The organism is Streptomyces sp. RPT161, from assembly GCF_027533845.1.
In the GTDB taxonomy this organism is placed as follows: domain Bacteria; phylum Actinomycetota; class Actinomycetes; order Streptomycetales; family Streptomycetaceae; genus Streptantibioticus_A; species Streptantibioticus_A silvisoli_A.
Genome location: NZ_JAPZVN010000024.1, coordinates 54,330 through 76,529 on the forward strand (window position 1 = coordinate 54,330; position 22,200 = coordinate 76,529).

The window sequence follows — 22,200 nt, forward strand, 5'->3', positions numbered from 1 at the left end:
CTGTCCGGCATGTCCCGGCGGGCCTAGATGGGCATCACGCGGTCCGCCTGCGGTCCCTTCGGCCCCTGGCTGGTCTCGTACTCCACCCGCTGGCCCTCCTCAAGGGAGCGGTAGCCGCTGCCCTCGATGGCCGAGTAGTGGACGAACACGTCCGGGCCGCCCTCGTCCTGTGTGATGAAGCCGAACCCCTTCTCGGCGTTGAACCACTTCACGGTGCCTGTCGCCATCACTCATGGCCTTTCGTGCGCTGCCGCGGCGGCTTCGACACACCGCCCGCGGTCTCGTCAACAGCATCCACGATCAGGTGCCATCCAGCACCCGCGAACCGCCGATCGGCAGATCCCACAGATCCTGTCGGGGACGCCCGCTGGCGACCCACGCCGCCCGGCAACGGGTCAGCGGCTCCAGCGGCGGCTCGGCGGAGAGCAGGAACGTCGCCCAGTGCATCGGGGCCATCACCCGCGCGCCCACGTCGAGGCAGGCCTGGACCGCCTCCTCCGGATCGGTGTGCACCGAGCGCAGCAGCCGCCTGGGCTGGTAGGCGCCGATGGGCAGCAGGGCGATGTCGATGTCCGGGTGGCGGCGGCCGATCTCGCGGAACCAGTGTCCGTACCCGGTGTCCCCGGCGAAGTACAGCCGCTGCCCCGCAGGGTCGCTGAGCACCCAGCCGCCCCACAGCGAACGGCAGGTGTCGGTCAGGGTGCGCTTGCTCCAGTGGTGCGCGGGCACGAACTCGAAGCGCACCCCGCCCAGTTCGGCCGCTTCCCACCAGTCCAGTTCGGTGACCCGGGTGAAGCCGCGGCGGCGGCACCAGCGGGCCAGCCCGGCCGGGACGAACAGCGCGGTGTCGCGCGGCAGCCGCTTGAGGGTGGGGGCGTCCAGGTGGTCGTAGTGGTTGTGGCTGATGACCACCGCGTCCACCGGCGGCAGGTTCGCCCAGGCCACGCCGACCGGGGTGACCCGGGCAGGGGTGCCGAGGATCCTGCGGGACCACACCGGGTCGGTCAGCACGGTCAGGCCGCCGACGCGCACCACCCAACTGGCGTGTCCCACCCAGCTGATGGCCAGCGTCCGGGCGTCCACGTCGGGCAGCCGGGCGGGCCGGACCGGAAGCCTGGGCAGGTCGGCGAGGTCCTCACGGCGGGGGCGCAGACCTCCCTGGCGGCTGGCCCGGAACATCTCCAGGAAACCCGGGAGCGGTTCGGTCATACGGGCGGCGAAGGACCGCGGCCAGACCCGCCGCTCACCGATGGGCCGCGGACGGCTGTCGGTGCCGGGCGCGCCGGTGGGTCGCGGCGCCTCCGGCGCCGTGGGGCCGATATGGGGCCGCTCGGCCTGATCAGGCCGTTCGCTCTGTTCGGTCTGATCGGTCATCAACGCTCCAATCGGTGGGGGCACCTTGCGGCGGCCGGACGGGACCGAGGGCGGGGCGCCCGTTGACGGTATTTCAGGCGGCGGTCAGTTCGCAGAAGGCGGTGCCGAGCGCCGCCAACGCCTCGGCGACCTGCGGCACCCGCAGCGGTTCCGCGGCGTGCAGCGCGGCTTCCCGCTCGGCGGGCGTGCCGCCGTACAGCACCGAGGTCGTGATCCGTACCCGCAGCGCGGCCGGGTCATCGCCGAACCAGGGGCCCGCGACGGCCCCCGGCAGCCGCTCGGCCAGCGCCTCCGGGCCGGTGACGCCGTGCTCGGCGAGAGCCGGGCGCAGCGGGCCGAAGTCGGGGTAGAGCTGGTGTCCGGCCTGCGGCGGCAGGCAGAGCGCGCCCAGTCGGGTGACGGCGCGGTGCGCGGCGGCGGCCACGGCGGCGTGCAGCCGTACGGCGGCGGCGGTGCGCTCCCGTAGCGCGGCGGGCTCGGCCAGGGCGAGTGCGGCGGCCTGGGCGACGGGGGCGGCCGGTACCGCCCGCTGCGCGTCGAGCAGATCGCGTACCGGGCCGAGCAGAGCGCCCGCCGGCTCGCCATGCGGGAACCGCGCGACGGCCGCGGGCCAGGAGGGCGGCAGCAGTGCGCCCGCCAGGTCGGTGAGCACCACGGTCTGCCGGGGGAACGACTCGGCCGGGCTGAGCAGCACGGTGTGCGGGTCGTGCAGCGTGTCGCGGAACGTCTCGTCGCAGGCCACCAGCACTGAGGCGGCGGCCGCCGCCTCGCACACCTCGTGCAGCAGCTCGGGCGGGGCGACGGTGCCGGTGGGGTCGTCGGCGACGGAGACCACCAGCAGCCGCGGCTGCGCTCCGCCCTCCCGGGCCCGGCGCAGGGTCTCCAGCAGCGCCACCGGGTCCGGTAGGCCACCGCACTCGGGCGGGGTCGCGACGGGGTGCACCCGGCGGCCGAGCACCCTCGCCTGCGCGGCGTACCAGGCCGTCGCGGGACTGGGCACCACCAGATCACCGCCGACCGCCGCCAGCAGGGCGAGCAGCAGCGGCGCCGGGCCCGGCGCGAGCAGCACCCGGTCCGGCTCGGTGGCCAGCCCACGCCGCCCCCAGTAGCCGCAGGCCGCGGTGCGCACGGCGACATCGCCGCCGGTCGGCTGCGGCGGCGCGTCCCGGGCCTGGGCGAACCGGTCGGCCAGCTCGGGGGCCGCGGGGAGCCCGGGATCGGGGCGGGAGGGGGAGCCAGCCGCCGTGCGGTGCATCCGTACCTCCATGCGGCGGGCGTCGCGGCCACGGACGGGGCTCAGACGCAGGCGGCGCGGGCGCGGGCGCCTGCCCTGGTACGGCCGGGAGCCGGGCGGCGCTGCGGGTGACGCCGCAGGTACTCGCCCTCCAGCGCGGCCATCCGCGAGCTGTGCGTCCGCAGCGCGTCCGACGATCCGTACAGCAGCGTCTCGTGCCGGGTGCGGTGGATGGCCTCCAGTTCCTTGATCAGCAGGCGGTCGTCCAGCCGCTCGGGTGCCACACCGTTGTAGTCGGCCATGGGCGCGTCCTTCCCGGCTCGGTCCTTCCGGTCCCGCCACGGCGGTCGCCCACGCGAAGCGCGTCCCCGTGGGGAACCGCGGCCAGCCCTGACGCGGCCAGTATCGCAACGGCCACCGGCCCCCGCACGCCCGCTCGCCTGTCCGGCGGACCCGGCGCCGAAGTACGCGGCGCCCGCTAGTCGGTCACGGGTGCCTCGCGCTGTTCCAGTTCCGCGAAGAACCGTTCCACCAACGCGCTGTCGCGGGCCGTCTCGTCAAGCGGTTCGCCGATGACGCGTCCGGCGAGCTGGACGGCGAGCGTCCCCACGTCGTGCCGCAGCTCCGCCTCCGCGAGGGCCCGGTCGGCGGCTACCTTCGCCAGACCGGCCGCCACGGTCTCCTCGCGCTGCCGTACGCCCTCCTCCCGGATCCGGGCGAGCAGTGCGGTGCCCTCCTCGATCCGGCCCTGCCGCTCGCGGGCCGCCTCACGGCGCGCCTCGGCGATGATCTCGCGCCCTTCCGCGGCTGTGCGTTCGGCCTCGGCGGCCTGTTCCTCGGCCTTCGCCAGCCCGCCGTCGATCAACTCCTCGCGCTGTGCGATGACCTTCGCGATGCGCGGCAGGAGCACCAGGCCGAACATCCCGAAGACGACGAAGAACAGGACGAGCCCGAGGACGAGCTCAGTGGTGTCCGGCTTCAACGGTCCCATGGCCTAAGGGTATTGACGCCCCGCGCGGCCGTTCGCGGCGGGGTGGCGGCCCATCGGCACCGTGATCCCGCGCGGCCGCGCCCTGACCTGGGGCGGGCCGGTCCGGCGCTCGACCACGCATACGAAGCCAGGGGGAGGTAAGACGGATAGACAGGACGACACCGGGAGGAACACCATGCAGCGAGGCAGTGACCGGCTCAGCGTCTACCGTGACGACGAGATGAAGCACGAGTTGCAGGGGCTGATCCGCTCCGGACACGCGACGCGGGTGGCGGAGTGGTTCGACCCCGAGCCCCTGGCCGACGACGACCCGGCGGTGGCCGCGCATCCCGTACCGACCGGTATGCGCGGGGAGGACGCGTTGCGCTTCGAGCTGGCACGCCACCTGGGGCGCAAGAAGTTTCCGGCCAAGCGAAGCGCGCTGGTCCGTGAACTGGTCGCCCAGCACGCCCCGGACGCCCTCGTCGACCGGGCGCGGGCACTGCCCGCCGACACCACCTTCCACAACGTGCAGGAAGTGGTGGACGCGCTGCACCGGCGCGCCGCCTGACGGCCGGGCGCCACCTCGCCCACGGCGAGGTGGCGCCCGTACCCGGTCGGCGGGTGGTCAGCCGCCGCCCGTCAGGGTGGCCAGAGCGCGTACACCCCGGCCCTGGACGGTGAGGGTGTCGGGTGACCCCGCGTCGATGGAGAGCGCGAGGTCGTCCGCGGGCCAGCCCTGCCCCAGCAGCGCCAACCGCACCGTGCGGTAGCTGTGGACCTGCGGCAGGGCGAGGGTGAGCCGATCCTCTGAGGTGAAGACCGGTACCAGGCGCAATCCGTCGCTCTGCTCGAACACCGGCAGTTGGAGGCCGCCCGGCTCACCGTCGGGGGATTCGACGTTGTCCGGAACGGGCACCAGCACCTCGCTGGCGGCCAGCGTGCCCAGCGCCACCACATCGTTGCTGTCGGTGGCGAGCTGGTGCAGTGCCTGCTGCGCGGCGTCCCGCGCTTGCGGCGAGTTCGGTTCGTTCTGCTCGGTCATCGCGGCGCTCCTCGGATACGGTCGCCGGCCGCCCGGTGCGCCCGGCGTCGAACCTGCCGCGTACCCGAGGAGGCACAGGACATGCGCCCCGCAGGGCAAAGAAACACGTGACGGACACCGGGTTCAGGACACGGTCAGCACGATCTTGCCGCGGGTGCGCCCCTCGGTACTGGCGCGCCAGGCCTCGGCGGCCTCGGCGAGCGGCAGCTCCCGGTCGATGTGCACGGTCAGCTTTCCCTGATCGGCGAGTTCGCCGAGGGCGGTCAGGTCGGCGGAGTCCGGCCGCACCCAGACGAGGTGCCCGCCCGCCCTGGCCACGCCCTCGGCGTCCACGATCGAGGCGATTCGGCTGCCGTCGCCGTCCACCACGACCTGCTTGGACACGGCGACCGCGTCACCGCCCACGTAGTCCAGAGCCGCGTCCACTCCGTCGGGGGCCAGCGCCCGCACCCGGTCGGCGAGCCCGTCGCCGTAGACGACCGGCTCGGCGCCCAGTGAGCGCAGGAAGTCGTGGTTGCGCTCGCTGGCGGTGCCGATGACCCGGGCACCGGCGGCCACCGCGATCTGCGTGGCCAGGCTGCCGACCCCGCCCGCCGCGGCGTGCACCAGCACGGTCCGGCCCGCGCCGGGACCGCCGACCGCGCGCAGCGACTGGTAGGCGGTGAGCCCGGCCAGCGGCAGCCCGGCCGCCCGCACCCAGTCGAGCGAGGCGGGCTTGCGGGCCAGGGTGCGCAGCGGGACCGAGGCCAGCTCCGCGTACGTGCCGTGCTGCACGTAGTCCATGCGCGCGTAGCCGTACACCTCGTCGCCGGGTGCGAACTCGGTGACGCCGGGGCCGACCCGTTCCACCACGCCCGCCAGGTCCCAGCCCGGGATGAAGGGGAAGTAGACGGTCAGCATCGAGTCGAGGTAGCCCTTGCCGATCTTCCAGTCCACCGGGTTGACCCCGGCGGCCCTGACCCGGACGAGGACGTCATCGGGTCCGACCTTCCGTTCCGGTACCTCGGCGATTTCCAGGTTCTCCGGGCCGCCATAGGCCCGCATCACGATTGCCTTCATGATCGCGAAAACGAGCGGTGGCGAGGGGAGCAATCCCCCCGCCACCCGTTCGGCCGAGCGGAGGTTACAGCGCGGCCTGGAAGGCGGGCAGGTAGCCGCCCGACTGGCCGTCCGCCGTCGGGTGGTACGAGTCGGAGATCGGCCAGGTCACCGCGTGCAGCCACTGCGAGCCGTCGCACAGTTCGTGCCCGGCGAAGTAGCCGCGTACGTCGGCGAAGGTGAAGCCGCTGTACTTGGCGACCTCGGTGGAGATGACGCTGTCCAGCAGGTCGGCGGCCTTGTCGAGGGCGGTGCGCTTGGTGTTGTCGAGCCCGACGCAGCCGCTGGAGCGGGACAGGTCGTAGAACTCGGGATAGCCGAGCACGACGACATGGGCGTTGGGGGCGGCGGAGCGGATGTCCGAGTACAACGTGTCCAGGATGCCGGGGAGTTGGCTCCTGGCCTTGCTCTGCGCGGACGAGATCGCGTTGGTGCAGGTGCTGTCCCCGCCCAGTACGCAGCTCTCCATGACGCTGGAGAATCCGACGTCGTTGCCGCCGTCGGTGAGGCTGACCAGGGTGGTACCGGAGTTGAGGGCGGACAGCTGGCCGCTCTCGATGTCGGCGGCGGTGGCGCCGGTGCACGCCTTGAAGCTGAACGAGCTGGGCGAGTTGGCCTGCTGGTACAGGTACGGGTAGGCGTTGGTGCTCTGGTCACAGCTGTTGAGGTAGTTGTCGGTGGAGCCCACTCCGGAGGAGTAGGAGTCGCCGAGGGCAACGAAGTTGCCCCCGCTGGCGGTTGCGGAGGGGGCGCCGCCGAGGGTCATGGCGGCGGCCGCGGCGAGGCTTACGGCGGCAGCGAGCAGGGATGGTCTGCGCACGGGGTTCCTCCACGGGGTGATGCGGAAGAGTGGGGGTGGTACTCGCGGGTAAGCGCGAGCCCTACCCAGCAGTAAGGCGCAGACGGGGCGGGCGGTACAGAGGCGTGCGCCATGATTCAACCGATATCGCCAAGTTTTCACTTGTCGTGCACACGACCGCCACGTACCCCGCTGTTCACGGCCGGCGGAACGGCCGGTGCCGGACGCCAACCACGCGCCCGGCACCGGCCGTTGACCGAACCGGCTCAGTTCCCGTAGCCGATGGCGAAGATGTGCGCCGAACCGCTGTCCGTCACCGGCAGGGTGATCGAGGCCACCCGTTTGTCCGGATCGATCGGCACCTTGGTGGCGAAGACATAGGTCTTCACCGTGTCCCTGCCCCCATCACCGGTGTCCCGATAGGGCGTACTGACCACCGTGGTGTCACCCGGAATCGGGCTGCTGGCACCGGCGTTGAGCGTCCAGTCCGAGAAGCCGACCGTCGCCTTGGACGTACTGCCGTCGGTGTAGGTGACGGTCAACTGGCCCTTGGCACCGTCCTTCGGGGCGTTGGTCGCCGCGCCCAGCAACCCCAACGACCCGGCACCGGAGGGCGAGGCGGTGGGAATGGTCTGGCCCGCCATGGTGATGTTGTCCAGGGTGCCGGGGGCCACCTCCGGCCAGATGTACGAGACGCCGTCCACTCCGACATCCGAACCCCCGCGAACTCCCGCCTCGTCCAGGGCGTTCTCCGAGTAGGCCGCGCCGTCACCGTCGAACCCGCCGGTGTAGCTGGAACCGTCCGGATACACACCCTCATCCGTGAAGTACGGCCAGACCTCGTCCTGGTGTGCCACCACCGCCCGTAGCACGGCCTCACCGAGCGGGCCGCCGGATGCGTTGGACAGCGCGAACGTCACCGGATACACGCCCTCCTTGTCGTCCGCCGTCACCTTCACCTGCTCCTCGGCCCTGCCGCCCGGTGCGATGGTCACCGAGCCGTGCGCGGGGGCGACGGTCACCCCGGACGGCGCGGTGGCCGACCATGCCACCGTGATCGGGGTCGCGCCGATGTTCGCCAGGTCCAGGGTGCCGGTGCCGTTCTCGCCCGGCGGCACCACCAGCCCGGCGCCCGAGGGACCGGTCGCCGCCAGCACCCCGTGCTCCCCGGTGGCGTCGGACGGCGGCGCCGCGGCGGGCGACGAGGCCCAGCTTGTGTTGGGCGCGGTGCCCAGGGTGTAGTCCAGGTCGGCACCGCGGCTCAGCGCGCCGAAGCCCAGCCAGGCCTTCTGCCAGTCCTGCCCGTTGACCCGCAGCGCCTGCACGTACGGCGCGTCAGGCGCCGCCTGCGGGGCGTTGATCCGTACCGCGTTTCCGTTGCCCAGCCTCAGCTCGGCGCGCGGAAAGACCGGGCTGCCCAGCGCGAGGATGTCCGTGCCTGCGGTCTCCGGATAGAAGCCCAGTTCCGTCCAGACGTACCAGGAGGCCATCTCGCCCAGATCGTCATTGCCGAACGAGCCCACCGGTGCGTTGAACCAGAGCTTCTGCTCCGCCTGCCGCAGCACCTGCTGCGCCTTCCACGGCTGGCCGACGTAGTCGTACTCGTACGGGATCTCGATGCTGGGCTCGTTGCTCAGGTCGGCATTGGTACCGGACGGGTTCGTGATGTTGCCCAGCAGACTGTCCAGGTACGCGCTGTACGCGGCGTTGCCGCCACGGGCGGCCACCAGCGCCCTGATGTTGAACGGCACCATCGGCGTGTACTGGGCCGAGGTGCCCTCCACGAAGCCGTTGGAGGTCGCGGGGGTGAAACCGGCGGCGAACTCTCCGTCCGCCTTCTTCGCCTGCAGATATCCGCTGCTCGGGTTGAACACGTTCTGCCAGTCCTGTGCCCGGGTCGCGAACCTGGTGTACAGGTCCTGGCGGCCCAGCGACCTGCCCAGCCAGGCGACCGCGTAGTCCGCGATGTCGTACTCCTGCTGGGTGGAGACCGGGCCGTAGAAGTTACAGCAGCCCCAGTCCTTGCCGTCGATGGGCAGATACCCCTTGGCGTCCCTGACCGACTCACCGGGACGGATGTTGTTGGGCCTGGTGGCCTCGTGGACCAGCGCGTCCAGGGCGTGCCGGCTGTCGAAGTCACGCGCCCCGAAGGCGTACGCCCCGGCGATGATGCCCGCCGCCGGATCACCGACCATCACATACGTCTCACCGTTGTTCTGCGCCCACTTGGGCAACAGCCCTGTCTGGTCGTAGCCGTTGAGCATCGAGGTGACGACATCGCTTTCGACCCTGGGGTCGACCATGGCCATCAGCTGCGCCTGGGAGCGGTAGATGTCCCAGCCGGAGTAGTTGGCGTACTGGGCCAGTTGGCCTCGGGCGAGGCGGTGCACCTGGTTGTCCATCCCCATGTACTCGCCGTTGACGTCGGAGAACACATTGGGGTGCAGCAGCGCGTGGTACAGCGCCGTGTAGAACTTCACCTGATCGTCATGGCTGCCGCCGCCGACCCGCACCCGGCTCAACACACGGTTCCAGTCCTGGTGGTCGGCCTGCCGGAGCGCGTCGAAGTCCCAGCCGTGGACCTGCGCCACCCGGTTCCTACGGGCGTTGTCGTCGCTGGTGTACGAGATGCCGACGGCCGCCCTCACCGTCTGGTCGGCACTGGTGTCGAACGTCAGGTACATCCCGTTGGCCCCCGTCACCGGCGGGCCGACGGCGCCGCGCCTGCGGGGCGTCGAGGGGCCGTGCGTCGACGGCGAGGGCTTGCCGTGCACCGTGAAGTCCGGTCCCCTGGCCGGGCTCGTCGCGTCGTGCGGGCCGAAGGTCTGCTGCGGACGGCCCTGCTCCAGCGAGGTGGCGTTCTCGTCGATGGTGTCACCGACCCAGGTGCCGGTGCTGGTGAACGGGTGGTCGAACCTGATGTCGAAGTGCAGGGTGTAGGTGTTGTTGGCACCGCAGAAGTGACCGCTTTGCACCGCGCCGACGACCTCGTGGTCACCCACGACCTCGGCCCGGGTGCCGTCCACCTGTGTGGCGCCGCCACTGAGCTTCAGCAGCAGATGGGAGTCCGCGGATCCGGGGAAGGTGAACCGGCCGAGGCCCGCCCGGGTGGCGGTGGTCAGTTCCGTCTTGATGCCGGAGGCGTCGGTCACCCCGTAGTAGCCGATCCCCGTCTGCTCGTCCTCGTGCCGGAAGCTGGCGGAGGTGTCGCTGAGGTTCCCCGACAGCTCGCCGGTGACCGGCAGGATCGGCACGTCGCCGGCGCCCGGACAGCCGGGACCCGACAGATGGGTCAGACTGAAGCCGGAGATCTTGTCGTCCTTGTACTCGTAGCCGCCGCCGTCCGGGCGGTGCGGGGCGGTGTCCGGACTCCACTGGAGCATGCCGAACGGCGCGTCAGGGCCGGGGAAGGTGTCCACGCTGCCCGAGGTGCCGATGAGCGGGTTCACCAGCGAGGCGGGATCCTCCACCAGGGTGGCGGCGGACGCGGGCCCGGCGCCCAGCGTCTGGATTGGCAACGCCGCCAGGGCCAGCACGGCCACGGCGGCGATACGTCTACGGAATCCGGGCGCGCTCACGCGCGGCGGTCTTGCCATCACGTGCCTCCACGGGGCGGTTGGAACTTCACGGATGGACCTGCGGGCGGTGGCGCCACTCGCGCGACGCCACCGATGGCGTCGTCCGGACGGCGCGTCCGAACGGGTGACAACGTTGCCAGCGTGTACGGGGGAAAAGTCAAACGGTCCACTGACGCGGTGTCAACACTGCGGAGACGCTTGCGCTAAGCCTTTCGAGTGACGCCGGGCGGGGTCGCCGGGGCAGTTGTGGCTGCTGGGGGTACGGGGGGCGCCGACCCGCCCGTCCCTTCGCCGGCGCCCGGACGGTGGCGGCAATCGGGCCCGCGCGCCCGATTGCCAGTGCGCCATACGGTGCGGGTACGTGGGCTGGCGTCACGCCCAGCCGCCTGGCGCCCGTCCCCCTACTCCGGCTGAAAGGCGTACGCGTCCGGGACCGGGTGCTGGGCCCGGGCCCGGCTGCGCACCGTCTCCGTGACGGGGCCGGAACCCGCGACAAGCCGTTCCGCCACCGCGAACCACGTCTCGCTCAGCGTCTCCTCACCCTCCGCCAGGTCGTCCACCTCGAACCCGGCGTCGAAGACACCGCGCGCCCCGCTCACGTCCCCAAGCGCCAACAACACCTGCGCCGCCAGCAAGCGGAACCGCCCGCGCCGCCGTACCTCCGGCGACAGCGCCCCGAGCATCGTCTCCGCGTCCTCGGCCCGCCCGGCCGCCAGCAGGGCGGGCACCGCCTCCCGGGCGAGGGCGCCCAGCACGGTGTCCCCCTGCCCCGACTCCACCGCCAGTGCGAAGGCGCGCAGATACCGCTCCGCCGCCCGTTTCGGATGCCCCGACTCCGCGTCCGCGACAGCGAGGCACCGCACCACCCAGCACGACTCCGCCGCCTTGAGCGAACGCTCCCAACTGCGCACCGCCTGCGCCCGGTCACCGGCGTGCCACTGCGCCACCCCGAGGTGGTACTCGACCAGGGCGTCCGCCGGCGCCGTCTCCAGCAGCTCCCGCCAGTGCGCGGCGACCAGCGTCGGCCCGGGCGGCACGTCCAACGAACCCGTTGGCAGGCGGCCGTTGTGCAGCAGTTCCACCCAGGGGCGCTGCTCCTCCCCCAACGTCGCCTCGTCGAACGGCGTACCGGGCAGCTTGAACCGCCCGTGCAGCACTTCCAGCGCGCCCCAACCGGAGCCCGCGGCGAGGATTTCCCTCGGCTCGGTGTCGGCGCTCGCCAGCCAGGCGCGGTACGCCTCCTCGACGTACGACCGCGGCAACGCCGCCTCCAGTCCGCGCGCCACCGCGTCCCGCGCCGCCGTCCAGTCCGTGCCGTGCGCCGCGTCCGGATCCGTCGCGAGCGGACCGTAGGCCTCCAGCCAGGACAGTTCACTGACCGGCTCCATGCGCAGGTGCTCCAACTGCGTTCGGGCCAGCCCCGCTTGGATCTCGATGTACCCGTCCGTGCCGGGCTCGGTGAGCCAGCGCTGCCAGCGCTGCGATGCGGGACCGTTTCCCCACAGGAACAGCTTGCGTCCGCGCAACCGGTCCGTGGAGGTCTGTACGAGCCCGTGCCCCTCGCCGTCCAGCGCGGCGATCCACTTGCGCGCGGAGTCCGGCACCTCGTAGAAGTAGTCGGCGGGGCGTTCGCCGCGCACCGGGTACGTGCGGTCGGCGCCCTGCCACCGCGGCACGGGAACGCGGCGCAGCGAGCGCTCGTATCCGAAGTGCCAGGCCTCCTCGGCGGGGACGATGACCCGGGTGTCCGGGCTCTCGGTGACCGCGGTGTTGGACCACCAGTACACGGGCGCGGGCCGGTGGTGCGGGTTGCGTATGCGGACGCCGACCAGCAGGAACTCGGCGTCCTCCGGCAGCCACAGGTCGATCTGGAACGGCAGGTCGCGCAGCCGCTCCCACTCCCACAGCCGCAGCATCTCGCCCCCGTCGGGCGCGGGCACCCGGGCGGCGTGTACCGGGGCGCAGCACAAGGCGGTGTGACCGGTCGCGCCGATGTTCCATTCGATGCCGCCGGAGAACCAGGCGCCCGCCAGCCCGAAGTCCGCGGGCTGCAACACCGGGTTGCGGTAGAGGAGTTCGCGTCCGGTGGACTTGTGCACCAGGGAGTACACACGTCCGCCGAGGCCGGGCAGCACAGTGGCTCGCAGACGATCGTTCTCGATGACGATGGCGTCGAGGTCGGTGGGCGTGCGGTGGCGGTCGTATCCGTCGAGTCGACGCACCGGCAGCAGGGAGCGCAGCGGCGCGTAGCCGATCTGGCGCGCCATGTCCGCCGGAAGCCCTGCCCGGTCGCGCTCATGGACCTGGTGCGGGTCGGCCGGGGTGCGCAGAGCGGGCAGCGGGTTCTCCTCGCCGAGGTGGGCGGCGGGGAGGGTGATGCTGGTGCGTCGCACGGTGGTGGCCAAGGCTGCCCCTTTCTGACTGGTGGCGGTGCCGCGGGTCCGGTTGGCGGGCGAGGCCCCGCGTTTTCCCATCGAACCCGGTGAGGTCCCGGGGCCACCAGACCTTTTCGCGGACTGGGCGACACCTTGACGTAATTCCGCGGGAGCGGCCGACGGTAATTGAAGCGATCTTTACCGATCCCGCGTTTGGATGCGTGCCACATCCTTAATGCGTCGACGCGGTCAGGACGGCCGAGTCGCCCGCCACCGTGCGGCGTTCACCGAGCGACCCGGCCTGGTCCGGCGGCCGTACGCCGGCCTCGCGGCGGTGGTGCTAGGAGCGCCGCAGGCCCCGCAGAACCTTTCCTTCCGTGGACAGGTAGCCGTTCCGGTAATCGAACCGCCGGGTTCCGGAGAACATCAGGTACAGGTACTTGTAGTTCTCCGCGAACCAGTAAGCGGGCAGCAGATCACCTCGGCCCATTGGTGTCGTCGTCACGTCGGTGGCGATCGTGTAGCCGCCCGGCACCCGGAGATTGTCCCGCATGGCGGTGAAATACCGGTACGCGGTCCGCTTGTAGAAAGCGTCGTGCGTCAACCGCCACAGGTCGAAGGAGGAGTTGGGGTACTCGGGCCGCAGTTGGTTGCCCTTGTCGGTGGCCTCCAGCGTGCGGTAGTCGAGCCCCTCGGGCAGCACCGGGTACCGGTCGAGGGCGGCCGTCCACGAGCGGTAGTACGCCGCGCCGTCCCGTAGGTCGCCGCCCTTGCCCAGCAACCCCGCGTAGAAGGAGGCGAGTTCGGACTGGCTGGTGCCGGTCGGTGCGCCGGTGGCCGGATCGACCTGGCGGAACCACAGGTGGCCGGTGCTGGTGTCGGACTGGTGGCGCAGGATGGCGCGGGTCAGGGTCCGGTACCAGTCGCGCAGCCGGGTGTCGCCGAGGAGCGCGTAACCGCCCCACAGGTACTCGTAGAAGGAGTCCACCGGCGGGTTGGGGGCGGTGGAGTCGGTGTCGGTCCAGCGGCCGGTCTCCGCGTCGATCGAGGTGCCGAGCAGGTCGAGTGAACTGCGCTTGGCGATGACCGCGCGGTACGCGCGCAGGGACGCGTCGTAGTACCGCGAGTCACCGGTGAGCTTGGACAGCAGCCCGAACTCCATGCTGTTCGTGCCCGCTTCGGCGAGCGGGACGTTGGGTCCGCTGACCGCACCGGTGCGCAGGTTGACGTGGGTGTACGGGATGCCGGTGGGCGAGGAGGTGAAGGCGGGCAGCAGGTGGTCGGTGAACTCGCGGCACAGCATGAGCAGTTTGCGCCGCCCGGTGGCGAGGTAGCCCGCGAGCAGGCCGCCGACGAGGCGGATGACGGCCTCGAAGACATGGACGTCGGCGTCCTGGGCCGGATCGAAGTGCTGCTCGATCCAGTCGCAGCAGCGCGCGAGTTCACGGTCCTCGCCCATCAGGAACAGCGTGTCGAGCGCCTCGACTATCGACAGTCCGAAGGTCTTGCCTGCGGCGAAGAAGTCGTTGTGGGTCCCGCTGACCGGGCGCACTTCGTCGTAGCCCCACGCGGTCGAGGTGTAACCGTGCCAGCCGTGCAGGAACTCGGCGTGGACCTGCTGGGTGATGTGGGCGTCGCCGGGAAGTGCGGCCGGGTCACCGGTCATGGATCTGGACCTCCCGGCGGCGAGGGCGGGCAGGGGGGTGAGCGCGGTACCGGCGAGTGCGGTGGCGGCCGCGCCCAGCAGGGTGCGGCGTGACGGGCGCCATGCGGCGGGCTCTTGGGATGCGCGGGAGAGGGGTCGCATGGCCCACGGACACTACTCGTGGGACAGCGCCCGCCCAAGGGGATGCGCGCGACCGGTGCGGGTGCGTGAGCTGATTGCGGCCACTTTCCCGGTTTGGAACAACGACCCATTGACGAAAGCGGGTTGGCTGTCCATCAGCGCGACGTCGTCGCGGTGGCGATCGCCGCGCCGTATCCGTCGTCCACGGGGATGTCGGCCAGCGCCCAGCCCGCCACGGCCGCGGGCTCGGGTCCGGTGCCCACGTACATGCGCTCGGGACCGCCCGCCAGACCCTCGCCGGTGCCCTTGAGGTAGGCCTCCTTGCGGGTCCAGCAGCGGGAGAAGGCGAGGACGCGGTCTGCCGGGGCCAGTGCGGCCAGTTCGGCCTGCTCCAGCGGGTGGAGGGTACGCGCGACGTCGTCGGCCACCGAGAGCGCGGGGATCTCCTCCACGTCGGCGCCGACCGGGTTGGCGGCGACGGCGATCAGGACCAGGTCGCCGCTGTGCGAGAGCGAGAAGTGCGGTGCGCCGCCGCTGACCGCGGGACGGCCGTGCGGGCCGGCGCACAGCGGGCACGACTCGCGTACGAAGACCATCTCACCCGGTGCCGTACCCGTGTACGCGCCCAGCAGCCGCCGCAACCCGACGTGCGCGACCGCGTAGCGATCGCGGTCCTCCGCCCGGACGAACGCCTGGTGGCGCCGGCGCTCCGCCGCGTCCAGCACGTCGATTCCGTCCAGTTCGGCCTTGTAGCTGGAAACCCGCAGCAGCCACACGTGCGCCGGCTCCCGCACCCCGGGCCACTCAAGCCCACCGGTCAACGTCCCGGTACCAAGTACACGCGGCACAATCCGCGCAGGCGGCGTCGGTACGGTCATCTCTCCAGCCCTCGAACGTCCCAGCAGTACCTCCCGATCTTCCCACCACCCGACCCTCCCCAATATCCGCGTGCTCCCGGCCCGCTTCTCCCGCCAGGATGGCTCCATGACGTCGGCGCTGGTGCCTCCCTTCGTCGTCCCCACCCTCCCCGCGGGGGACGCTCTCACGCTGCGTGCCTGGTCGCTGGAGGACCTACCGCTGGTCCGCGAGGCGTCGGCCGACCCGTACATCCCGTCGATCACCACCGTGCCGAGCGTGTACTCGGCGGCGGCGGGCGTCGAGTTCGTCGAACGGCAGTGGCGGCGGGCCGCCGGCGGCGAGAGCTTCTCGTTCGTCATCGTCCGCGACCGCGGTCCTCGTCCCGTCGGTGCGGCCTCGTTCCGACCGCTCGGGGAAGGGCGGGCGTCCCTCGGCTACTGGGTCGCCGCGTCCGCGCGCGGCCAGGGAGCGGCGCTCGACGCGCTGCGGGCGATGACCACTTGGGGCCTGCGAACGCTGCGCCTGCCCCGACTCGAACTCCATGTGGAACCGTGGAACACGGCGTCACTGCGCACCGCCGAGCGCGCCGGATTCCAGCGGGAGGGGCTGCTGCCCGGTGGGCGGTGGATCGCCGGTGAGCCTCGGGACGTGGTGGTGTACGCGCGGCTACGCGGCGGCGGAGGAGCGCCGCCGCAGTAGCGCCCCCGTGACCACCGTCAGGGCCGCCAGGCCGAAGGGCCAGGCCTGTGTCGGGACGCCGCGCAGGCCTTCCGCGCCCTCGACGTAGAGGACCATGCCCGCGGCCGGGATCGAGAGCCATTCCCAGCGGCCGTCCAGGCAGACCAGTGCGACCACCAGTAGTGCGTACCAGTAGTAGCCGGGCGAGGTGACGAGCAGCGCGGTGCCGGTCACCAACAGCGCGCCGCGCCAGGGCCGTTGGGGGTCGCCGAAGCGCAGCACGTACAGCGCGGCCAGCGCGATCAGCGCGACGGCAACCGGCCCGGCCCACGCGTCCGGCAGTACCAGCCGCAGCAGCGCGAACCGGCCGACGCTGCCCGCGTCGTACCCCTCCTCATGCAGATAGCCGGGCAGGTACCCGATCACTCCGGCGCCCGAGACGACCACGTACGGCAGATACGCGAGGGCGATCACCAGTACGGCGGGGACCAGTACCCGGGCGGCCTCGGCGAGCCGGTCCCGCCAGCGCCGGCCGGGAGCCAGCACGCCGGACAGCGCACCGGGCAGTGCGAGCGCGGGCAGGAGTTTGACCGCGATGCCGGCACCAAGCAGCGCCCCACGGCGCACCCCTGGCCCGACCGCGAAGGCGAGCACCATGAACAGCACGCCGAGGGTGTCCACATGCGCGTCGTTGACCGCGCCGAAGGCCACCGCCGGGCACCACGCCCACAGTGCCGCCCGCCAGGGATCGCCGCGCCGCCGCAGCACCAGCAGCAGCGCCCCGGCCGTCGCCACGGCCAGGACCGCGCCCGCGACCTGGAAAGGCTTGTGGCGGCTGCCCGCCGGGGAGACCGCGTGCACGCCCAGGTACCAGCCCTCGGCGACCGGCGGGTAAATGGTGTGCACCGTCGGCCTGTTGATGTGGGTGCACACGCCTCCTGGCGCCGGGTGCAGGTCCCAGGCCCGGCACGCGGTGCCGGACGGGAACAGCCAGGGGTCGCGTAGCCGGGCCAGTTCCGGCGCGGCGGGCGGATAGGCGTACGGCGAGATCCCGGCAGCCTGCACCCGGCCGTCCCACGCGTACCGGTACATGTCGTCACTGGTGCGCGGCGGCGCCGACAGCGCGGCGGCGGCCAGCGCCACCCCGCCGACCAGCACGAGCGCCACCGCCGCCCGGCGCGGAACCTTCCGTACCGCCCAGACGGCCGCGGCGAACAGCGCCCAGCCCACGCCGTACCAGGCCAGCAGGTGGCCGGGGGCGCCGAGGTCGCCGCCGATGCGCACGGTGGCGGCGGTGACCGCGGTCAGGGCGGCGAGCAGGGCGGCGGTGATGACGGTGCGTACTCCCACAGGTGCCACGGTGGCAGCCGAGGCGGCGCAAGGCGATCTTCCCGGGTGCGGTGTCCGCATTCCGTAAGGAGTCACGACCCCCCGTACGCGGCTTTTCCGCTGTGGGATGGAGCCATGAGAGCGATGGGATTCCGACCGCCGCTGCCCGTCTTCCGGGGGCGGTTGCATGACGCGCGGACGGCGACGGTGATCGGCCGGGCGCTGGGCGCCGCCATGTTGACCTGCTTTGTCACCGGAGTTGTCAGCCACTACCTTCAGCAGCCGCCGAGTTGGGCGGTCAACGTGCTGCCGAGCCGTCCGGTGTGGGGGTACCGGCTCACCCAGGGGCTGCATGTGGCGAGCGGCATAGCGGCGGTTCCGCTGCTGCTGGCCAAGTTGTGGACGGTGTATCCCCGGCTGTTCGGATGGCCGCCGGTGCGGTCGGTGCTGCACGCGCTGGAGCGGTTGTCGATCGCCGTGCTGGTGGCCAGTGCGCTGCTGGAGCTGTTCACCGGGCTGTTGGACACGGTGCAGTGGTATCCGTGGCCGTTCCCGTTCCGCCAGGTGCACTTCGCGCTGGCCTGGGTGGCGGTGGGCTCGCTGCTGCTGCACATCGCGGTCAAGGCGCCGGTGATCGCGGCGAGTTGGCGCCGCGTCCGGCCGGACGGGGAGTCGGCGGACGTGGACGGTCCCGACCGGCGGTCGTTCGTCGCGGCGGTGGGCGCCGCGGTGGGCGCGGTGACGCTGACGACGGTGGGGCAGGCGTTCGGTCCGCTCAAGGACCTCGATCTGCTGGGGGCGCGCCAGCCGGACCACGGCCCGCAGGGCCTGCCGGTGAACCGCACGGCCGCCGCGGCGGGCGTCACCGCGGACCTGGTGTCCGACTGGCGGCTGCGTGTGGTGGGTCCACGCCCCTACGAGGTGACGCTCGCCGAACTGCGTTCGCTGGCGCAGCGGTCCGCCGTCCTGCCGATCGCCTGTGTGGAGGGCTGGAGCAGGAACGGGCACTGGACGGGAGTCCCCATACGGGACCTGATCGACCGCGCGGGCGCCCCACCGCACGCCCGGCTCCGGGTGGTGTCACTGGAGCGCGGCGGGAACTACGGGGTGTCGGAGATGGGCGCCTCCTACGCCCGCGATCCGCTGACGCTGCTAGCGCTCTCCCTCAACGGCCGACCGCTGTCGTACGACCACGGCTTCCCCGCCCGGATCATCGCCCCGAACCGCCCGGGTGTACTCCAGACCAAGTGGGTCACCCGGCTGGAGGTGCTGTCGTGAAGACCCGCCTGGTGATCGGCGCGTTGGGGCTGGCGGCCTTGGGCGTCGGCCTGTCCGTCCTGCTCACCGATCCCTATGTGCGCGACCCGTTGGACGTCGCCTGGTGGCTGGCGGGGGCCGTGCTGCTGCACGACGGTGTGCTGGTGCCCGTGGTGCTGGCGGTCGGGGCCGCGCTACGGGTGCCGCGCCGGGTGCGCGGTCCGCTGCGCGGCGGCCTGATCGCGGCGGGATGCGTGACCGCGGTGGCGCTGCCCGCCCTGCTGAGGCCAGGCCCGGTGGCCAACCCCTCCGTGCTTCCCCTGGACTACGGGCGCGGCCTGCTCATCGCCCTGACCGCGGTGGCCGCCGCCACGGTGCTGGCGGCGGCCCGGTCCGGGATCCGGTCACGGCGCGAAGCGACGGGCGCCGGTGACCGACCACACCTCGGCGACGCGGTCGCCGTCCAGGGCCAGCATGTCGATACCGCTCTTGGTGGTGACGTCGCCCACCGCGTCGGGGACGTCAACGGTCCAGCGCGCGGCCACAGTTCGGGTGACCGGGTCCACCGCGGGCGTGCCGTCCACGGCGTAGCGCAGTCCGGGGGCCGGGTACCGGTCCCGGAACTCGCCGATCAAGGAGGCGATGTCGGCGGGTCCGCGGAAGGCGTCGGCGGTGTCGGCGATGGCGGACGCGAAGCGGATGCGGAATCCGGGGGTGAGGATCACCTGGGCGAGCGCTAGGTCGCCGTTCCAGAGCGCCGTCCACTGGTCGAACAGGCGGATGCCGTGGGCGCGGGTGAGGTCAGTGGTCCGGGTGTGCGTGGTCATGCCGAACGCCTTTCGCAGAGGGCCCGTCGAACTCGTCGGGAACGACTCTGGCGGGCTTCGGCGACACCTCCCTGTCGGTGTTTGCGGCCGGATCGCCCATGGCTCTGGCGCTACCTGGCGATCTCGCTCAACCGGGCCTTCTGCCGGCCCAGGGTGTCCAGTTCGCAGAGGTCGACCATGCGCGGTGGAGCGATCTCGTCCAGTTGTTGCGCGTCCTGGACACGGTCGAGGCGGAAGCCGCGCACCGCGTCCCGCAGCCGGCACCACCCGATCAGGTACCACCGCTCACCGCCGAGGAATCCCAGCGGCTCGACCAGCCGCTCGGTCGTCTCGCCCCGCGCGTCCGCGTAGACCAGCCGCAGCACCCGCCGGGCGGACAGCGCCTCCCGTATCACCCGCGGCACCTCGGGCGACGGTGACGGCGGCACCAGCAGCCGCACCCGCGCGGCGAACTCCCCGGCCGCCGCCCGCTCCCGCTCCGGCATCACGGCGAGTACCTTGCGCAGCGCGTCGCGTGCGTCGTCCTCGAAGGGTGTACCGGCGAGCGTGTGCAGGCCGACGGCGAGCGCGGTGGCCTGCGCGGGGGTGATGTTCAGTGGCGGAAGGGTCCGTTCCCGGTCCAGGACGTAGCCTCCCGAGCGGCCCTGTTCCGCGTAGACGGGAACGCCGGACTGCTGAAGGGCGTTGAGGTCGCGTTCGATGGTGCGGGTGCTGACCTCGAAGCGCCCGGCGAGCCAACGGGCGCTGCGGGGGCGGGGCGAGGCGGCGCGCAGCTCCTCGACGAGCGCGTACAGCCGGTCCGTGCGGTTCACGGCGACGACCCTAGCGGGGATCCTCAGAGCTGGTCGGGCGGTGCGCAGCGACGCAGGTCCACGAAGGGGCGGCCGTCGGCCTCCCAGCGCTCCGCCGGGCTCCAGCCGGTGTCGGCCGCCGCCGCGAGCAGGGCGCGGGTGCCCAGCCGGGCCCAGGGGAAGTCGCTGCCGTGCCTGCCGCGGGCGTCCTCCACCCGTACCGTCAACCGCTCGTCGACGTCGTACGGCGCCGCCTCGACCAGCAACCGGCCTGCGGGGGCGAGGAGTTCGCGTATCCGCAGCAGCAGCGCGTGCGGATCACCGCCGATGCCGATGTTGCCGTCCGCCAGCAGCGCGGTGCCCCAACTTCCCTCCGCGGGAAGCCGGTCGAACACCGAGCGGTGCAGTACGGCTCCGCCCGCGCCCCGGGTGCGGGCCACGGCGGCCGGGCTGACGTCGACGCCGAGCGCGCCGTGCCCGTACGCCGTGAGCGCGGCGACCAGGCGGCCAGGTCCGCAGCCGATGTCGAGTACGGGGCCCTGACATCGGCGCAGCAGCGCGGTGTCCGTGGCGTCCGGCGCGGCGCACCAGCGCTCCACGTCCAGTGGCAGCAGCCAGCCGTCGGACCGGCGGAGGAACAGCGGGCCGCGCCCGGTGCGCAGGGCGCGCGCGTACGGGTCGTCCACCCACGGCCGGCGAGTCCCCTGACTCTGCGTCAACTCTGTGATGCTCATGAGACGGTCAACCCCGTGAGCAGGGCGGCGAACCGGGAGCCGGGCGCCTCGGCGGCGACGGCTGCCGCGTCCGCGGCGGTGTCGACGTCCCGTAGCAACGGCAGGTCGCGGACCCGCAGCCCGGCGTCGACCAGCCGCTGCCGCTGCACCGCGCCGGTACGACTGGTGGACATCGGTACGCCGCGCAGCAACGCGGGATCGGGACTGGCGAGCCCCAGCGCCCAGAACCCGCCGTCCGCCGCCGGTCCGAACCACGCGTCACACTCCAGCCATGCCCCCGAACCCAGCGCCGGGGCCAGGAGTTCCGGGCTGAGCTGCGGGGTGTCCATACCGACGAGCAGGGCGGGGCCCTCCATGCAGGCGCCGAAGGCGGCGGCCAGCCGCTCGTCCAGTCCGCCCGCCGCCTGCGGCAGCACTTCGAACCCCGGCGGCAGCCACGCACCGGGCGTGCCGTCCAGCACCAGCACCCGCCGACGGGCGGGCGCCCGCCGCACCGCGTCCAGGGTGTCCACCAGCGCGGCTTCGGCCAGCGCCGCCGCCTGTAGGGGGCTGAACGGCGGGGTGAGCCGGGTCTTGACCCGGCCGGGCACCGGCTCCTTGGCGATCACCAGCAGGGTCGCCGGGCCGGACGGTCCGGCGGGCGTTGGCCGTCCCGCGCTCATCGCGCCACCCCCGCCGGACGGCGCAGCACCGCCCGCATGTCCCGCACCGCGTGCCAGGTGCCCCGCCAGGTGCCGGTGACCTTGGAACGGCCCGTTCGCGGAGCGTACGGAACGTCCAGTTCCAGCACCCGCCAGCCCTCGTCGGCGGCGCGCACCACCATCTCCAGCGGATAGCCGGAGCGACGGTCGGTCAGGTCGAGGGCCAGCAGTCGCTCCCGCCGCGCCGCGCGCATGGGGCCGAGGTCGCGCAGCCGAAGCCCGGTGCGGCGGCGGATCAGCCGGGCCAGTTCGCGGTTGGCGAGGCGGGCGTGCACCGGCCAGGCGTGGCGCGCGGTCGGCCTGCGGCGGCCGAGCACGAGGTCGGCGCGGCCGTCCAGTACGGGCTGCGCGACGGACGGCAGCAGCGAGGGGTCGAGCGAGGCGTCGCAGTCGCAGAAGCACACGACCTCGGCGGTGGCGGCCCGCAGCCCCGCGTGGCAGGCGGAGCCGAAGCCGCGCTCCGGCTCGCGCACCACATGCGCGCCGAGCTTCTCGGCGATCTCGGCCGAGCCGTCGGTCGAACCGTTGTCGACCACGATCGCCCGCCAGCCGGGCGGGATCCGGTCCAGCACCCAGGGCAGCGCCGCCGCCTCGTCGAGGCAGGGCAGGACAACGTCGATCAGCGGGGCGTTTTGTGGACTGCCGTCGTCTGGCGGCGAGGGGTTCTCGGTCACCCTCCTCACCCTACGAAGACAAAAGCCGCATTCCGGATTCTGGATCCTTACGAAACACGGACGTCGCGCCCGGCGGGCGGTCTCGCCCCGAC

General features: G+C 72.5%; 21 protein-coding genes. 3 read left to right on the top strand and 18 right to left on the bottom strand.

Features of this window, described 5'->3' with window-relative positions:
- Positions 1-23 precede the first annotated feature (23 nt).
- The 5 genes from O5O46_RS30550 to O5O46_RS30570 form a co-directional block, all read right to left on the bottom strand.
- Positions 24-227 (bottom strand): cold-shock protein, encoded by a 204-nt coding sequence (locus O5O46_RS30550; RefSeq protein ID WP_269858870.1) that lies wholly within the window; start codon positions 225-227, stop codon positions 24-26.
- Between the two features lie 73 nt (positions 228-300).
- Entirely contained in the window at positions 301-1,374 is a 1,074-nt protein-coding gene (locus O5O46_RS30555; RefSeq protein WP_269858871.1) for an MBL fold metallo-hydrolase, read from the bottom strand.
- A gap of 73 nt (positions 1,375-1,447) precedes the next feature.
- On the bottom strand, positions 1,448-2,629 hold the full coding sequence (locus O5O46_RS30560) for an aminotransferase class I/II-fold pyridoxal phosphate-dependent enzyme (protein WP_269858872.1): 1,182 nt from the start codon (positions 2,627-2,629) through the stop codon (positions 1,448-1,450).
- 41 nt (positions 2,630-2,670) lie between these two features.
- Positions 2,671-2,910, bottom strand: a complete 240-nt coding sequence (locus O5O46_RS30565; protein WP_269858873.1) for a DUF6158 family protein — start codon at positions 2,908-2,910, stop codon at positions 2,671-2,673.
- 176 nt (positions 2,911-3,086) lie between these two features.
- On the bottom strand, positions 3,087-3,599 hold the full coding sequence (locus O5O46_RS30570) for a F0F1 ATP synthase subunit B family protein (protein ID WP_269858874.1): 513 nt from the start codon (positions 3,597-3,599) through the stop codon (positions 3,087-3,089).
- A 175-nt stretch (positions 3,600-3,774) separates the two neighbouring features.
- Here O5O46_RS30570 and O5O46_RS30575 point away from each other — a divergent pair, with 175 nt between their 5' ends.
- Complete coding sequence (locus O5O46_RS30575; RefSeq protein ID WP_269858875.1) at positions 3,775-4,149, top strand: DUF2795 domain-containing protein; 375 nt, start codon at positions 3,775-3,777, stop codon at positions 4,147-4,149.
- A 57-nt stretch (positions 4,150-4,206) separates the two neighbouring features.
- Here the strand turns inward: O5O46_RS30575 and O5O46_RS30580 are convergent, their stop codons facing one another.
- The 7 genes from O5O46_RS30580 to O5O46_RS30610 all read right to left on the bottom strand — a co-directional run bounded on the left by O5O46_RS30580 (position 4,207) and on the right by O5O46_RS30610 (position 15,080).
- A complete protein-coding gene (locus O5O46_RS30580) occupies positions 4,207-4,623 on the bottom strand; it encodes an SseB family protein (RefSeq protein ID WP_269858876.1) in 417 nt (138 codons plus the stop codon).
- A 123-nt stretch (positions 4,624-4,746) separates the two neighbouring features.
- Complete coding sequence (locus O5O46_RS30585; RefSeq protein ID WP_269858877.1) at positions 4,747-5,682, bottom strand: NADP-dependent oxidoreductase; 936 nt, start codon at positions 5,680-5,682, stop codon at positions 4,747-4,749.
- A 64-nt stretch (positions 5,683-5,746) separates the two neighbouring features.
- A complete protein-coding gene (locus tag O5O46_RS30590) occupies positions 5,747-6,541 on the bottom strand; it encodes an SGNH/GDSL hydrolase family protein (RefSeq protein WP_443072665.1) in 795 nt (264 codons plus the stop codon).
- 245 nt (positions 6,542-6,786) lie between these two features.
- Positions 6,787-10,116 carry a lectin gene (locus tag O5O46_RS30595; RefSeq protein WP_269858878.1) on the bottom strand — a complete coding sequence of 1,110 codons (3,330 nt, stop codon included), beginning with the start codon at positions 10,114-10,116 and terminating at the stop codon, positions 6,787-6,789.
- Positions 10,117-10,499: 383 nt separating this feature from the next.
- Positions 10,500-12,503: a DUF5107 domain-containing protein gene (locus tag O5O46_RS30600; RefSeq protein ID WP_269858879.1), complete on the bottom strand. Its 2,004-nt coding sequence runs from the start codon at positions 12,501-12,503 to the stop codon at positions 10,500-10,502.
- A 310-nt stretch (positions 12,504-12,813) separates the two neighbouring features.
- Positions 12,814-14,280 (bottom strand): glycoside hydrolase family 47 protein, encoded by a 1,467-nt coding sequence (locus tag O5O46_RS30605; RefSeq protein ID WP_269858880.1) that lies wholly within the window; start codon positions 14,278-14,280, stop codon positions 12,814-12,816.
- A gap of 134 nt (positions 14,281-14,414) precedes the next feature.
- The gene (locus tag O5O46_RS30610; RefSeq protein ID WP_269858881.1) at positions 14,415-15,080 is read right to left on the bottom strand and encodes a 4'-phosphopantetheinyl transferase family protein; all 666 of its coding nucleotides are present in this window, start codon (positions 15,078-15,080) and stop codon (positions 14,415-14,417) included.
- Between the two features lie 163 nt (positions 15,081-15,243).
- On the opposite strand from O5O46_RS30610, the gene O5O46_RS30615 reads away from it, so the two are divergent.
- Positions 15,244-15,816 (top strand): GNAT family N-acetyltransferase, encoded by a 573-nt coding sequence (locus O5O46_RS30615; RefSeq protein WP_269858882.1) that lies wholly within the window; start codon positions 15,244-15,246, stop codon positions 15,814-15,816.
- Here the strand turns inward: O5O46_RS30615 and O5O46_RS30620 are convergent.
- Positions 15,784-17,145, bottom strand: a complete 1,362-nt coding sequence (locus O5O46_RS30620) for a glycosyltransferase 87 family protein (protein WP_269858883.1) — start codon at positions 17,143-17,145, stop codon at positions 15,784-15,786. The genes O5O46_RS30615 and O5O46_RS30620 overlap by 33 nt on opposite strands.
- A 123-nt stretch (positions 17,146-17,268) precedes the next feature.
- Between O5O46_RS30620 and O5O46_RS30625 the strand changes: the two genes are divergently transcribed.
- Entirely contained in the window at positions 17,269-18,402 is a 1,134-nt protein-coding gene (locus tag O5O46_RS30625; protein ID WP_269858884.1) for a molybdopterin-dependent oxidoreductase, read from the top strand.
- A 383-nt stretch (positions 18,403-18,785) separates the two neighbouring features.
- Here O5O46_RS30625 and O5O46_RS30630 read toward each other — a convergent pair whose 3' ends face one another.
- The 5 genes from O5O46_RS30630 to O5O46_RS30650 all read right to left on the bottom strand — a co-directional run bounded on the left by O5O46_RS30630 (position 18,786) and on the right by O5O46_RS30650 (position 22,108).
- Positions 18,786-19,208: a hypothetical protein gene (locus tag O5O46_RS30630; protein ID WP_269858885.1), complete on the bottom strand. Its 423-nt coding sequence runs from the start codon at positions 19,206-19,208 to the stop codon at positions 18,786-18,788.
- A gap of 110 nt (positions 19,209-19,318) precedes the next feature.
- Entirely contained in the window at positions 19,319-20,020 is a 702-nt protein-coding gene (locus O5O46_RS30635) for a helix-turn-helix transcriptional regulator (RefSeq protein ID WP_269858886.1), read from the bottom strand.
- A 23-nt stretch (positions 20,021-20,043) separates the two neighbouring features.
- A complete protein-coding gene (locus O5O46_RS30640) occupies positions 20,044-20,733 on the bottom strand; it encodes a methyltransferase domain-containing protein (protein ID WP_269858887.1) in 690 nt (229 codons plus the stop codon).
- On the bottom strand, positions 20,730-21,395 hold the full coding sequence (locus O5O46_RS30645; RefSeq protein WP_269858888.1) for a TIGR04282 family arsenosugar biosynthesis glycosyltransferase: 666 nt from the start codon (positions 21,393-21,395) through the stop codon (positions 20,730-20,732). The genes O5O46_RS30640 and O5O46_RS30645 overlap by 4 nt, the downstream gene beginning before the upstream one ends.
- Positions 21,392-22,108, bottom strand: coding sequence for a glycosyltransferase family 2 protein (locus tag O5O46_RS30650; RefSeq protein WP_443072666.1), 717 nt, complete (start codon positions 22,106-22,108; stop codon positions 21,392-21,394). Before O5O46_RS30650 ends, O5O46_RS30645 begins: the two co-directional genes overlap by 4 nt.
- Positions 22,109-22,200: the final 92 nt, after the last annotated feature.